Source organism: Mycobacterium sp. NBC_00419 (assembly GCF_036023875.1).
Taxonomy (GTDB): domain Bacteria; phylum Actinomycetota; class Actinomycetes; order Mycobacteriales; family Mycobacteriaceae; genus Mycobacterium.
Genome location: NZ_CP107931.1, coordinates 3,739,234 through 3,753,849, shown reverse-complemented (window position 1 = coordinate 3,753,849; position 14,616 = coordinate 3,739,234). Strand labels below are relative to the sequence as shown.

The following is a 14,616-nucleotide window of genomic DNA, read 5'->3' as shown; positions in this document are numbered from 1 at the left end:
GGCGAACTAGGGTCGGTTCATGCTCGCTGGTCGACTCGCAGATCCGAAATGCACGCTCGGCACCGATCCCCGGTCCGACCCACGAATGGTTGCCGCATTCGCCCCGCTCGGCCTGGCTGACGCTCTGCCGGATGCGCCGCTGACCGTCGACTCCCCTCTCGAACACCGGCTGGCATACGCGGCGGCCGCCGAGGAAGCGATCGGCGCGGTGTTCGACGCACTCGCCCTGGCCGCACCGGCACCCGGTGGTGTCAGCACGACGACGGTCACCATCCCCGGCGGCGACGGCAACGAGCTGACGCTGTTCGTCAGCCGGCCGGACGATGCGCGTGGGCCACTGCCGGCCGTCGTGCATTTCCACGGCGGTGGCATGGCGATCGGCAGCGCTTCGGATGCTGCGTATCGACATCTGCGCGAATGCCTGGCGGCGACCGGGTTGGTCGTGGTCGGTGTCGAGTTCAGGAACTCGGCGGGCCGACTCGGGGTGCACCCGTATCCGGCAGGACTCAATGACTGCGCGGCGGCCACCCGCTGGGTACACGCCAATGCCGCCGATCTGGGAGTCAGCCATCTGATCGTGGCGGGCGAGTCAGGCGGCGGGAACCTGACGCTGACGGTCACCCACAAAGCCAAGCGGGAGGGCTGGCTCGGCGAGATCGCCGGCGCGTACGCGCAATGCCCCTATATCTCCAACAAGTGGCTCGACTATCCGGCGGAGTTTCCGTCGCTGCGGGAGAACGACGGTTACTTCATCAGCTGCCAGCAGGCGGCGCTTCTGGGATCGGTGTACGACCCGTCTGGGGCGCATGTGAATGATGTGACCTGTTGGGCCGGCGAAGCGTCGGACGAAGAATTGACCGGATTACCGCCACACGTCATATCGGTCAATGAGCTCGACCCCTTGCGCGATGAGGGCCTTCTTTACTACCGGCGCCTACTCGCAGCGGGCGTTCCTGCTGCCGGGCGGATCGTCGTCGGCACCTGCCACGGCGGTGACCTGCTGTTTCCCGCTGTCATGCCGGAGGTTTTCGGGGCGAGCGTGCGGGATATCAGCGGCTTCGCGTATTCCTTGAGTTAGCAATAACTTTCGCGCAAGGCGACACCATGCGCGGCCGATTAAGATCAATTAATTTCGTCGTCAATAACCGCTCTCGTGCCGTTGGCGATTCCGTTGACAGCCCTATCTGGTGGTGGGACGCTTACGCCAGTTGTAAGGCTTTACACAGGGGGTCGGGGATATGTCCACAGCTACCGTGGTTCAGTTCGGAACCAAGAGGTTGCAAATCAGCACCGCAGCACTAGTAATCGCTGCGGCGGCCACGCTCACACCAGTGGTCGCTCACGCGGGGCCAAGCCTCGCACCTTTCGCCGAGAACATCGGCGGCGCCGCATCGCTCGTCGTAAATCCGGTAATCGTGCCGGGTAACTCCGCCAACGCGTCGGCGTCTGTCGTCACCGATCCATGCACCACAGCCAATTTCAAGCTGGGCTGCTACACGGTCGAGGGACTCGTCGCCGGTACCCAGGCCATCGTCCGAGGCGTGGTCGTTTACGTCGGAACTGTCGCCTATGTCTTCGTGGCGGCAACTGGCGAGCTCCTCAAGGCGGTAGGGAACATTCTCCCCGGCCCGGTGGGCGACTTCTTCACGAATGTCGGCGACGGAGTCAGCGCCTTCGCCACCAACATCGCCCAGACGTTCCACGTCGGACCGTATCTCACCGGCGCATAACCCAATTCAGGGAAACAACTCGTCAGCTGATGCCGACCGGCAGCTGGCGGGTTGTTCCACATTTGCCAGCTGTGTGGCTTCCACCCTAGGAAAGCCCGCATCAGAGCACGGGGGATTACTGAGTGGGTCTGAGCGACGAAGAAGACGACGACGAGCGGCGCCGCATGAGGCGCCGCAATGCTGCTTGGGCGGGGCTCGTAGTGCTCGTCGTCCTGATCGGCTTCGGTGCATGGCTCGGCTTCCGCGCGCAAGCGGCGAAGACTAACCTCGAACAGGCACGCGGTAGCGCCCAACAGGCCAAAGATGCCCTACTGCAGGGAAACACCGCGGACGCGTCGCGTTTCGCGGCCGACGCGCAGTCGCACGCCCAGGCAGCTCGCGATGCGACCTACTCCCTACCGTGGAACATCGCTTCTGCCGTGCCGTGGTTGGGCAGCCCGTTTAGAACCGGTCAACAGATATCGAACGTTGTGCTCGGCTTGACGACCGACGTGTTGAGGCCCACCGCAGATGCCGGCACAGTTCTCGCGCCAACGCAGCTGCTTGCTGACGGCCGGCTTGACGTAGCGGCATTACGCAAGGAAGGGCCGGCGCTGGCCAAGATCGCCGCTTCCGCCGCTCGAATCAACACTGACGCGATGGAGATTCCAGAGCCGGGTTATCTGTCCGCGATCGGCGAAGCGCGGTCACAACTACAGAAGCAAACGTCGGATATCGCCCGGCTGATGGACAACACAGCCTTGGCCGCGCAGCTGGCCCCGTCGATGATGGGCGCCGACGGACCACGCACCTACTTCATGGGCTTTCAGACGAACGCCGAAGCCCGAGGGACTGGAGGTCTGCTCGGGGGGTTCGCGATTCTTCGTTTCGACAACGGCAAGCCGAGCGTGGACACGTTGGGGGCCAACAGTGAACTCAACAAGCGGTTCACACCCACCACACTCGGCCCTGAATTCGATCAGGAGTACGGGTTCACCCATCCGACAACTGATTTCCGCAACAGCAATCAGAGCTCGCATTTCCCCTACGCGGCGCAGATCTGGAAGTCGATGTGGGCACAACAGTCGGGAATGAACGTCGACGGCGTCATCGCGATCGATCCGATCGCCCTGAGCTATATCCTCGGCGCAACGGGGCCGATAACGATGCCAGACGGCGAGACGGTGACCAAAGACAACGTCGTCGAGTTGACCGAGTCAACCGTGTACACCCGGTTCCCCGAGGATCAGACAGCGCGCAAGCAGTATCTGCAGGATATTGCTTCTGAAGTGGTCAAGAAGATTACGGAGCCGGTCGAGTCCCCGCGGACGTTGCTCGACGCGCTTGGACGAGCAGTCAAAGAGCGACGAGTCTCGGTCTGGAGCGCGTTACCAGCCGACCAGGAACTTCTGGAGAAAACTTCACTGGCCAATGCGATTTCGGAGGATCCGGCCCCATACGCAGAAGTTGTCATCAACAATCTGGGTGGGAACAAGATGGACTACTACCTGGAACGACAGATTGAGTACGTCGCCGACGGGTGCGACGGCGATACCCGAATGTCTACTGTGACAGTTCGGTTGACGAATACCCTCTCGGATCCCGCGCCGCTGCCGGATTATGTCGCCGGGCGGCTGGGCTTCTTTCCTAGTCTCGCGGAGAACATCCCGAGGGGCTCGATGCTGACATCGGTCCGCCTTCTCGCAACCAAGGGTGCGCAGGTAATCAGTGTTGTCGTCAATGGGAAGAGAATCCGAGTGTTTGGAGCGACGGAGCGCAACCATCCAAGCTTTGAAGCCCAGGTGGCGATCGCGCCCGGAAAGACTGCCGAATTGGTGTTCCGGCTCTCCGAACCAACTTCCCCGGGCGAAGCACAGGTTCCGGTTCAGCCTTTGATGGGCAACGTAACTCCGAAGGTCTCGGTGCCGACATGCACTCGATAGCCCACGGACATCTCAAGCACGGGCACGAAAGCCGTTAGGGGGGCATCTTGAATCTACGGGAATTCGCCAGGCTGCTGAGAGCTCGGTGGGTCACGATCACCGTGACAACACTGGCGCTGGTGTCGGCCGCCGTCATCTACACCCTGCTCACCACTCCCCTCTATGAGGCTTCTACTCGGCTCTTCGTATCCACCACTTCCGGCGGCTCGGTCCAAGACGTGTACCAGGGCAACCTGTTTTCACAAGAGCGAGTTCTGTCCTACGCCGAGCTGATAAAGGGTGAAACGCTGGCTCAGCGCACCGTAGACAAACTCGACCTCGCTATGAGCGCCGACGCGCTCCAGGCGAAGGTGACGGCATCGGTAAAGCCGAGCACAGTCCTCATTGATGTCGATGTTCTCGACGAATCAGCTGTTCGCGCAAGGGATATCGCCAACGCGCTGTCTGACGAGTTTGTGGGATTGGTGAACGAACTTGAAACTCCGAAGCCTGGGGCACAACCGGACGCCCGTGTGGTTGTCGAGCAGCGCGCGTCGATTCCCAAAGCACCAGTGATCCCGAATCCAGTTCGGAACGTCGCGATCGGACTGGTCTTAGGCGGCCTGCTGGGCATCGGCATCGCGGTTGTTCGCGATCTGCTCGACAATACGGTGAAGAGCCAGGAGACCTTGGAAGAGATCACCAATACCGGTGTTGTTGGCTATATTCCGGCGGACAAGGAGTTCCGCAAGACGCCGGCCATATCCTTCCCTACCGATAACTCCGGAACGGCCGAGGCATTTCGTAAGCTCCGTACCAACTTACAGTTCCTCGCGGTAGACAACCCGCCACGGCTGATCGTCATCACGAGCCCATCTCCGAACGAGGGCAAGAGCACCACTGCGATCAATATTGCGCTTGCGCTTGCCGAAGCTGAGCACAACGTCCTGCTCGTTGACGGTGACATGCGACGACCAAGCCTGGCGAAGTACCTCGATCTGGTCGGTCAAGTCGGGTTCTCGACGGTCCTCAGTGGCGCAGCGTCCGTGGACGAAGTGATACAGAAGACGCAGTGTCCACAATTGTCCGTCCTTGCGGCAGGGGCAATCCCGCCGAATCCGAGCGAGCTGTTGGGCTCCATGGCAGCCAAGAAATTGCTGAACGAACTGCGCGGTCAGTTCGACTACGTCATCGTGGACTCGTCTCCGCTGCTCGCTGTCACCGATGGAGCGGTCCTGGCAGCGAATGCCGACGGTGCGCTCATTGTCTCGCGATTCGGAGAGACCAAGCGTGAACAGCTCGCACACGCCATCGGGATCCTCACCGATGTCGGCGCAACGCTGCTCGGTTCAGTACTGACCATGATTCCGACACGTGGAAGCGCTTCGTACAGGTACAGCTATAGCTACAGCTATAGCCAGAGCTACAACGAGAGTAAGCCCGCGCAAGCTCCGAAAGCCCGTCCCGCTCCCACTATCCCGGACACGCTTGACGATGCCGAATTCCGAATCACAGAACAAGTGGAGTCTGGGCAGACGCCCGAGAAGTAGTTGGTGATGTAACCGTGCCAGAGAACGCAACTGCACCAAGCCTATTGACGTCGCAACTGGATGCGCATGAGGGTTGGAGTCACTGATGGCACTGCCGGCGTTCAACGATCATGTCGGCCATGCCAAGCTGAGCCCACTGACCGAACCAAGCCACCCCGGGGTGCCGATCGCTGACTGGTTGTCAGGAGTGTCCTCCGGTCGTGAGCGGGCCTCGGTTCGGGTGCTCGACGTGGGATGCGGGAAAGGCGGCACGGTCGCCTGGCTCCTGGACCAGGGTTTCGATGCCTATGGAATAGACGTATCCCCCGACTACATCGCGAATGGTCGCGCCTATCTCGGAGCGGACCGGCTGGCCGTGCTAGACAGCGACCGCTACCCCTACCCTGACAACCACTTCGACATTGTGATCTCCGACCAGGTCTTCGAACACGTCGCCGACTTGCCACAGCTTGCGACAGAAATCGCACGCACCACACGGCCAGGCGGAATCGGCTTGCATGTGTTTCCTGCGAAATGGATCTTCACCGAGCCACACCTCCTCGCGCCGGTTGTGCACTGGCTGCCGAAGGGGCACACACGGCGGAGCGCAATCAGATTCATGCTAAGGACTGGCCGAGCGGCCCCGTACTTCACTGAATGGCCGCTGGCCGAGCGGACGGCGATCTTTGCCCAATACAGCGACACCGAAACGTTCTACCGTCACCCTTCCGAGATCCGACGCGTGTTCGAGAGCGTGGGAGTGTCAGTGGATTACCGGGAAGCATCCGAGGCTCGGGTGCTCCTCAAGCTAGGGAATCCTCCACTGCCGGCACCGGTCCGGCGGCTGGCGGCATGGGCGTATCGCACCACACGAGTGATGTCCATGACCACCGTCAAGCCAGCCAGGCCTGCATAGATTCGCCGCCGCTGAGGCGCGGCAATTGCGAGGCAAGGCCTCGCTCGAGGGGAGGGGAATGATGGGCGCAACTGTTCGTCGTGGCATGCTGCACGAACCGAATCGGGTAGCGCCAGCCGTGACGAGCTTCCGTGTGGTGTCATTGGATGGCTTGGCGTTGGCAGCAGTATTCCTGCAGGCCACCAACCTGTACCTTCCACTCACCTACATCGCGGGGTTCACGAATTCCCGCCAGGCCAATATCGCATTCTCGCTCTTCTTTGTTTTCTACCTCGTGGCCCGCAACAAGACACTCGCCGAGCTGCATTCGGGGGTTCTCGCGGGCTGGGCATGCACGTTGGGCGTGGCGCCGGCCGTGGTGATGGCGTTGCAGCTAATCGACAACACCGTCACAACTGCCAGGCTGGTCTATTGGATCACTTTCGCCGTGCTGTTCCCGCTGCTGCTGCTGGTGGCTGTTGTGCTGTGGGCACGATGGGGTTCAAGACTGTCGACACCGTTCTTCCTGGCATGCATCGTGGCGACGTGGTTCGGCTTCTTTGTGAACTGGTTCGACTACGCGTTCCTACGCAAGATCCTGTTCTACAGCTCAAATCCGTTCGCAGCCTCGTTTGTGGCGGAACGGACTCTGGGGTTCTATCCGCATCCAAACGAAGCGGCGCTATCGCTCGTGCTGTGCATTGCGAGTCTCGCGTGCACCAGGGAATTCCTCACCAGCGGTTATGCCCTGCAGACGATCGCCACGACGGGTTCACTGGCCGGTGTTGTCATCACGGGGTCGCGCACATCCCTGATCCTTGTGGCCCTGGTCCTGGCATGGTACGTACGCAACATCTTGCGAGTTCACGGCGAAGCTTCCTCGGGCAACCGCAAGCGAGCGTTGCTCGCACCCTTGATTCCTGTTCTGGTAGTTGTCTCGAGCGCGTTTGCCATACAGCTGATCACTAGTTCGCGAGCGGACCTCGCGGCCACCGTCAGCGCGCGGATGGCGTCCATCAGCACACTGGCCAGCGGTACGGATGAATCGGCGGTGGCGAGAAAATCTGTTGTCACCCAGTACTATTCGGACCTTGTGGAGTCACCCCTTATCGGGAGGGGTCCCGATTTCGCAGCCTATCGGATCGCACAGGGGAGCTACCGCAGCGTCAGCCAGAACTCCTGGCTGGAATGGGCCATGAGGTTTGGAGTTCTGTATGCGGTCTTGATCGCGGTCATGATCATCTTCACCTATCGACTCGCTCTGAGGGTAGGCCGCTCGCAGCCGCTCCTGCTCTCCTACGCACGACTGGTTTTGACAATCTTCGTCCTCGTCACGTTCTCCATGGTCGACCTGTTTTGGATGCGACAACCAGTTCTCGTGGTTGGTGTGCTGTTGGGCGTGTTGCTGCATGATGGAAGCAAGCCGATCGATACAGCCCCGACCAAGCACAGCCGGGTATCGGCCCGCGCCGTCCGAACGCGCGACCGACCGTATGTCGAACCAGCGAACCGCGCGTTGTGACGTGGGTACATAGAGCCGAGCTGGGCTAGCACGGAACCGCCTCCACATTCAAAGAGCGCGACGCTCAACCCGTTTCCACATTGGTCCAGTCCGGGGCGTAGTTTGGATTTATTCTGTAACAGTCAGCGCTGGGGTGCGGCGCACTGGACTGCACAGTCGGGGACCTATGGCATGGCGGGTGGGGAGAACAGCCGGTGCGAGTTTGCTTCTTCATCACGAGTCTCGGTGATGGCGGAGCCCAGCGGCAATGCATCGCCCTGCTCAACGAACTGCAGAAAATCCGTGGTGTCGAAGTCCATTTGATCCTGGCGGGTCGCGGGGAACATGACCACGACCTCGATGTCTCGGGACTCCATCTCCATCGGATTGCCGTTGCCAGCTTCCGCAATCCGCTGTTGCTTGCCTTCGTGATCCGAACCCTCATTCGGGTGCGACCAGATGTCCTGATCTCGTGGCTCCAGGGCGCCGACATCTGGTCCTACGTTGCGACTCGCGTAGTTCGAGGAGTGCCGTGGATCATGACCGAGCGCGGGTCGGCCTACCCCGATGAGGCCATCTACAACCTGCGGAAGCGTTTGGGCCGCAAGGCGGACGCTATAGTCGCGAACTCACGTCAGGGCAGGGAGATGTGGGAGTTGCTAGCGCCTTCGGTTCCGGTACTGCAAATTTCGAACATCCCTCTGCGACAACCAGATTCAGCCGCTTCGACACCAAGGCGGATGGATTCGATTGAGTGCCTGTACGTTGGCCGGCTCGCACCGCCGAAGAATGTCGGCGCCATGGCTGCGGCTTTTGCTGCCTTCGCCGACGAGAACCCGCATGCCCAGCTCGTCGTGGCAGGTCAAGGTCCGGACGAACCAGCGATCCTCGAAGCTATGCTCACCAGGGGTGTGGGCGGACGAGCCGTATTGTTAGGTTTCCGAAATGATGTTCCACAGCTGATGTCGCAATCGCGTCTGCTGTTGTCCCTGAGCGAGCATGAGGGCATGCCTAACGTCATTATGGAAGCAGTTGCCGCTGGCCTTCCAGCGGTTGTGTCGGATATTCCGCAACACAGGGCGCTCCTCGGCGACAGCTACCCGTTCTACGTCCCGCTTGAAGCATCCCCAGAGAAAGCTGGCGCGGTCATCGCAAAGGCGTGGGCTGCTCCTCCGGACGCTAATCTATATGCCCATGCTCTGCGCGTTCTTTCGGGAATGACGCCGGATGTGGTTGTCGAAGAATTTCTGAAGGCTTTTACACGAGTGATCGATGGTAGGACGAGCAGGTAGCGTGCACGAGTTTAATTGCGGAGGGAAACAATATGGGGCCAAAGTATGCACTATCGCTGGCTGCAATTGTTGATCGCTTCAACCAGCAGCTCTACCGGCGGCTAGCTCGCAGAATTCTCATGGCTTACGGAGTGAAGGTAAGAGGCCTGCCGCTCTGGATAAGCCCTAACGTGTATTGGGACCGATCTGGTGGGATCACCATCGGGGACCGATGTGTAATCAGCCTCGATGTCAAGCTCCTCACTCACGATTTCAGCATGGACCGCGTGGCCGAAAGACGCCTTGGAGTTAGCGAGAAGGAACTTCTCAGGAGTGCGCCTATCGAGATCGGGGATCAAGCATTTATTGGAATTGGTTCGATGATTCTTCCCGGCGTGACGATTGGACCCGGCGCGATAGTAGGTTCAGGCTCCGTGGTAACCAAAGATGTGCCCGCGGACACCGTCGTTGCCGGGTGCCCGGCAAAAGTCCTTTGTGACACCGATGCCCATTGGCATCGAAATGAGGCGAAGTTCGAATGGCGCACCCGCCGGCCGTGAACTGCAGGCTTGCAGAATCCGTGAATCGGGCCCGCTCAGAAGTCGGACAGACGTGGGTTCGGAGCGCCAAGCTTGAAAACGTTCGCAGCTGGCACGTGGATGGCATTACGGGTGTCCACGATCAAGCGGGCCTCCGAGACGAGCCCGACGTAGTCGAAGTCCGTGTGGTCGGTGAGCACCACGACGCAGTCGGCCGATGCAACCGCTTCGTGTGTGTACGGCGTGGAGTCCATCTGCCGTCCGCTCTTCCAGTGGTCCCCGTCGATATGCGGAACGAACGGGTCGTGATAGGTGACCTGCGCACCCTTCTTTAGTAGCAACGCCATCACATCCAGGGCAGGCGACTCGCGTACGTCGTTGACGTCGCGCTTGTAGGCGACACCCATCACGAAGATGTTCGCCCCCTTTATTGACTTGCCACTCTCGTTCAGGGCGTCGGCGATCTTCTCCACGACGTGGTGCGGCATTGCTCCATTGACTTGGCCGGCAAGTTCAATAAAGCGGGCTTCAAAACCAACCTCTTTCACTTTCCACGAAAGATAGAAAGGATCGATGGGGATGCAGTGCCCGCCAAGTCCCGGTCCCGGATAAAACGGCATGAATCCGAATGGCTTGGTTGCCGCGGCGTCGATGACCTCCCACACGCTGATACCTATGCTTTCACACATCATCGCAAGCTCGTTGACAAGGCCGATATTGATCGCCCGGAAGGTGTTTTCCAGTAACTTGACCATCTCAGCCGCACGTGGTGAGCCAACCTGAACTACGCGTTCAATCGATGCGCCGTACAACGCGGCGGCCAGCGCCGAGCAGTCGGGAGTAAGTCCGCCGACAACCTTGGGCACATTTCTCGTATTCCATTTCTGATTGCCCGGATCGACGCGTTCGGGCGAGAACGCGAGAAAGAAATCCGTCCCGGCCTTCAGCCCCGTCTCCTCGAGAATGCTCTGGACGACTTCTTCCGTGGTACCCGGGTACGTCGTGGACTCGAGAACGATGAGCATGCCCGGCCGGAGAAATTCCTTGACCATTTGTGTCGCCGAAACGACGTACGAGAGATCAGGATCCTTCGTCTTGCGAAGAGGGGTGGGCACGCAGATGTTGATTGTATCTAGATCGCTATTCGAATCGATGGTGGTTGTTGCGCATAGCTTGCCCGCCTCGACAAGTGCGGCGACCTCTGAGGAAGGAACATCTTGTACATAGGATTCACCGCGATTGACCGCTTCGCACTTCTGACGGTCGGCATCAATTCCGACCACGGCGAAACCTGCGTGGCCAAACTCCACCGCCAGCGGCAATCCGACGTATCCGAGACCGAGGACCGCGGTCCGCGCGGTACGGTCTGATAGCCGTTTGTAAAGATCCGCAGCCCGGGGGCTATCGAAATTACGAGTGTCGGACATGTAAATTGATTCCTATCGGCTAGGGGGGTTGGGATGGCCATGTTTTTGGTTACCGGGGGCGCAGGTTTCATCGGCTCGCATCTGTCTGGAGCCCTTCTCGCTCGCGGACATCGCGTACGTGTGGTTGACAACCTGTCGAGCGGCCTGCTCGAGAACGTTCCTGCCGGGGCCGAGTTCATCGAGGGCGATCTGAGAGACCCAGCGATCGCCGCTGCCGTGGTATCTGGTTGCGAAATTGTGCTTCACCAAGCCGCCATCCCCTCAGTGCCGCGATCGATCGCAGCACCCCGCCCCTCTCACGAGGCTAACATCGATGGCACTTTCAACGTGCTGATCGCGGCACGAGATGAAGGAGTAAGGCGCGTCGTGTACGCGGCGTCGTCGTCGGCCTACGGGGACACCGCGGTACTTCCCAAAGTTGAAGACATGCCGGCCAACCCGCGTTCTCCGTACGCATTGCAGAAACACGTTGGCGAGGTCTACTGCCAGTTCTTCACGCAGCTCTACGGTCTTGAAACTGTCTCGATCCGCTACTTCAACGTGTTTGGGCCTCGCCAGCACCCCTCATCGCCGTACTCCGGCGTACTCTCCCTGTTCATCAAGGCTGCCTTGGCAGGAACAGCACCAACAATCCACGGCGACGGTGAACAGACGCGGGACTTCACTTACGTCGACAACGTCGTAGACGGGGTAATCCGGGCGGTCGATGCGCCGACGGCAGCGGGTGAGGTGATCAATGTTGCTATCGGTGGCCGGGTGTCGCTCAATCAGGCCTGGTCGGCACTAGGCGACATTGTGGGACCACTGCCCGCTGCGACATACGGCCCACCCCGTGCAGGCGATGTGCGAGATTCCCAGGCCGACATCAGTAAAGCCGAGCGCATTCTGGGCTATCGCCCTCTGGTCGCCTTCGAGGACGGCTTGCGCCGCACGGTCGACTGGGCCCGCAATGAAACCGACTGAGTCAGCGTTTCCAAAGGTCCATTCCCTTCGGCGGGCGAAGAACAGGGCGCCGCAACGGGTTGAACACCGGGAGTCACACGGTGCGATGGCACCCGCCGGACACCACGACCGCGAAGGTTAGCGATGCGAGTCTGCTTCTTCATCGCAAGCCTGGGCGACGGTGGTGCACAACGCCAGTGCATCGCACTGATCAACGCCATACAGCACAGTCCAGGTGTCGAGGTCCACCTCATCCTGCTAGGCCCAGGAGAACACGACAGCGACCTCGACCTGTCCCGGCTGCACGTACATCGCACCGAAATCAGCAACTTCGCCAACCCAATGGCACTCGCCTTCGTGGTGAGAACGCTGCGTCGGGTACGCCCCGATCTCCTCATCTCTTGGCTCCACCCCGCCGACATCTGGTCGTACGCGGCGACCCGCATAGTGCGTGGAGTGCCTTGGATCATCACCGAACGGGCTTCCGGACCACATCCCGACGAACGTGTCTACTTCAATCTCAGAAAGAGTTTCGGGCGGCGCTCAGCTGCCATGGTCATCGCGAATTCGCAAGCTGGAAAACAGCTCTGGGACTCGTTTGCGCCATATTCACCAGTGCGGATGATACCCAACATGGTGATCGACAACGCTGTGCCTCGCGGACCCCGGGCAGACCGGATGACCTCGGTCGAGTGCCTATACGTCGGCCGCCTGGACACCGAGAAGAACATCGGCGCAATGACCGCGGCATTCGCGGAGTTCGCTGCCTCGCACCCAGAGGCCAGGCTCCTCGTCGCAGGAAAGGGTCCCTTATCCGCCGAAGTGATGCGGATCGCTGACGAGACCGGATTCGCGAACCAAGTCGAATTACTGGGATTCCGCAGAGATGTTCGCGCTCTGATGTTCCGCGCGCGTGTGCTGTTGTCCTTCAGCCGGAACGAGGGCATGCCCAACGTCGTTATGGAGGCCGTATCCGCAGGCCTTCCCGCAGTAGTGTCCGACATTCCGCAGCATCGAGCGCTGCTCGGCGACGACTACCCCTATTACGCACGCCTGGACTCCCCCTCAGAGGAATCGGCCGCCGTCATCGCTAGAGCCTGGACGAACGGGCTTGCCGCAGAAGAGGAAATCTACGCCCATCCCCGGGCCGTACTGGCCACGATGACGCCCAGCAGAGTTGCCGCTGCCTATCTTGAGACGTTCGCCGAAGTCATCGGCCGCGCGACGGCTTCGAACAACCAGACACGCCAATCCCACCGCAGGCTGCGTCGCCCATGACACTGTCCAGCCGATTGTCGCCCCCGAGCCAGCCTCGGGCGGCAATGCTCGGAAGAGTGACTGACAGAGTCAGAAAGAGACCCCAGTAATGGACTCCGGAACGCGTCGCAACATCATCACCTACTACCTGAACTATGTCGTCACTGCGGCAGCAAGTTTCATCGTCAGTCCGCTTCTACTCAGTGCACTCGGACCCCTGATGTTCGGTGTCTGGAAATCGCTGCAGCGTTACCTCGACTTCGCCACCGTTGCGGACGGGCGAGCGTCCCAAGCACTGAAATGGATCGTGGCCAGTAGAACTGCGCACCCCGACGAAGACAAACGTCGTGATGTCGGAGCCGCCATAATCGTCTGGTTCCGTTGGCTTCCGGCGGCGGCCCTGGTCGCAGCCGGGGTCACAGTCGCGATACCACTACTGATCAAGGGGATACCGGACGACGCGCGATCAGCCGCGTACTCAGCCGCGGCGGTGCTGGCCGGTAACACCGTGCTGGCCGGCCTCCTGTCCATACCGGATTCCGTGCTAACCGGTATAAACCAGGGCTACAAGTCGATGCTCATTACGACTGCGGCCTTTGTCGCAAGCAATGCGGCGATGATCCTCGCGGCTTTCTCAGACTGGCCCCTATGGTCACTGGCAGTGATCGTCCTCATCGCGTCGATCGTCAACGCTGCGCTCACCCTGTTGGTCGCCAGGCGCTCGGTCCGATGGTGGGGCATTTCGCGACCTACCCGGCCGGACTTGCGCCGTGTCTTTAACTACAGCACATGGACTCTCGGTAACACCGTCGTGGAAAAGCTGCTGTTCTCAAGCGAACTCATTGTTATGAGCGTCATGGTGGGGGCGGTGGCCGTCACCCAGTACACCTTCACCAGCCTTCTCATGCAGTTCATCCTCTCGATTGCGCTTGTGACGGCGAGCGGCTTCATGCCCACGCTGGGCTCCCAGCTCGGCGGATCGGAAGTCGATGCGGCTGCCGAACTGGCGAGATCGGTCCGCCATCTGGTCATCGCAGTTGCCGTGTTGGGCAGTGGAACCGTCCTGGCCTTCAACGGGGCTTTTGTCACCCTGTGGGTCGGCGCTGATCAGTACTTAGGGACGACGATCAACGCCCTGCTCGTCGTATGTGGCCTGCAGGTCGCGCTCATCCGCATGGATGGACAAATCATCGATGTCACGATGAGGATGGCGCCCAAAGTTCTCGCCGGTCTTCTCATCACCCTGGGCGGGATCGTGTCCGGTTGCATCGGTTTTGCGATCAGTCACAGCCTCGCGGTCGCACTGGTCGCGGTGATAGTTCCTCGACTCGCCGGCAATGTGGCCTACGCAGTCCTCGTTGCGCGGTCGATCCCCGGGTCCGCGGTGCCGTGGCGGCCTGTGGTCCTGGCAGTGGGGTTCCTCGCATTCTCATTTGGCGTTGGCTCACTCACCGGTATAGGTGATCTCCTGGCCAAGGTAGGGGTCATCCTCATCTGGCTGCTAGTCGCAGGGGCCGCAGCATGGTTCGGGCTCCTACCGCGAACGACAGTGCGGGCGCTCCTCACCAGGAGCGGCTAACGATGAGCTTGAGGCGCCTGATCATTTCCTCCCGATCTCCGGGTC

General features: G+C 60.5%; 12 protein-coding genes. 11 read left to right on the top strand and 1 reads right to left on the bottom strand.

Annotated elements, in window-relative coordinates; all coding sequences use genetic code 11:
* Positions 1–19: 19 nt before the first annotated feature.
* The 8 genes from OG976_RS17890 to OG976_RS17855 all read left to right on the top strand — a co-directional run bounded on the left by OG976_RS17890 (position 20) and on the right by OG976_RS17855 (position 9,387).
* Complete coding sequence (locus OG976_RS17890) at positions 20–1,078, top strand: alpha/beta hydrolase (RefSeq protein ID WP_328351439.1); 1,059 nt, start codon at positions 20–22, stop codon at positions 1,076–1,078.
* A gap of 253 nt (positions 1,079–1,331) precedes the next feature.
* Positions 1,332–1,730: a hypothetical protein gene (locus tag OG976_RS17885; protein ID WP_328351437.1), complete on the top strand. Its 399-nt coding sequence runs from the start codon at positions 1,332–1,334 to the stop codon at positions 1,728–1,730.
* Positions 1,731–1,894: 164 nt separating this feature from the next.
* Positions 1,895–3,652, top strand: a complete 1,758-nt coding sequence (locus OG976_RS17880; protein ID WP_328363720.1) for a DUF4012 domain-containing protein — start codon at positions 1,895–1,897, stop codon at positions 3,650–3,652.
* 47 nt (positions 3,653–3,699) lie between these two features.
* Positions 3,700–5,181, top strand: a complete 1,482-nt coding sequence (locus OG976_RS17875; RefSeq protein ID WP_328351435.1) for a polysaccharide biosynthesis tyrosine autokinase — start codon at positions 3,700–3,702, stop codon at positions 5,179–5,181.
* An 85-nt stretch (positions 5,182–5,266) separates the two neighbouring features.
* Positions 5,267–6,076 (top strand): class I SAM-dependent methyltransferase, encoded by an 810-nt coding sequence (locus tag OG976_RS17870; protein WP_328351433.1) that lies wholly within the window; start codon positions 5,267–5,269, stop codon positions 6,074–6,076.
* Between the two features lie 58 nt (positions 6,077–6,134).
* Positions 6,135–7,577, top strand: a complete 1,443-nt coding sequence (locus OG976_RS17865; RefSeq protein WP_328351431.1) for an O-antigen ligase family protein — start codon at positions 6,135–6,137, stop codon at positions 7,575–7,577.
* A 194-nt stretch (positions 7,578–7,771) separates the two neighbouring features.
* Positions 7,772–8,848 (top strand): glycosyltransferase, encoded by a 1,077-nt coding sequence (locus tag OG976_RS17860; protein ID WP_328351429.1) that lies wholly within the window; start codon positions 7,772–7,774, stop codon positions 8,846–8,848.
* Positions 8,849–9,105: 257 nt separating this feature from the next.
* Positions 9,106–9,387, top strand: a complete 282-nt coding sequence (locus OG976_RS17855) for a DapH/DapD/GlmU-related protein (protein WP_328351427.1) — start codon at positions 9,106–9,108, stop codon at positions 9,385–9,387.
* A gap of 35 nt (positions 9,388–9,422) precedes the next feature.
* Here OG976_RS17855 and OG976_RS17850 read toward each other — a convergent pair whose 3' ends face one another.
* A complete protein-coding gene (locus OG976_RS17850; RefSeq protein ID WP_328351425.1) occupies positions 9,423–10,793 on the bottom strand; it encodes a nucleotide sugar dehydrogenase in 1,371 nt (456 codons plus the stop codon).
* A 33-nt stretch (positions 10,794–10,826) separates the two neighbouring features.
* On the opposite strand from OG976_RS17850, the gene OG976_RS17845 reads away from it, so the two are divergent.
* The 3 genes from OG976_RS17845 to OG976_RS17835 all read left to right on the top strand — a co-directional run bounded on the left by OG976_RS17845 (position 10,827) and on the right by OG976_RS17835 (position 14,571).
* A complete protein-coding gene (locus OG976_RS17845; RefSeq protein ID WP_328351423.1) occupies positions 10,827–11,756 on the top strand; it encodes an SDR family oxidoreductase in 930 nt (309 codons plus the stop codon).
* 123 nt (positions 11,757–11,879) lie between these two features.
* The gene (locus OG976_RS17840; protein WP_328351421.1) at positions 11,880–13,013 is read left to right on the top strand and encodes a glycosyltransferase; all 1,134 of its coding nucleotides are present in this window, start codon (positions 11,880–11,882) and stop codon (positions 13,011–13,013) included.
* Between the two features lie 88 nt (positions 13,014–13,101).
* The gene (locus OG976_RS17835; RefSeq protein WP_328351419.1) at positions 13,102–14,571 is read left to right on the top strand and encodes an oligosaccharide flippase family protein; all 1,470 of its coding nucleotides are present in this window, start codon (positions 13,102–13,104) and stop codon (positions 14,569–14,571) included.
* Positions 14,572–14,616 lie beyond the last annotated feature (45 nt).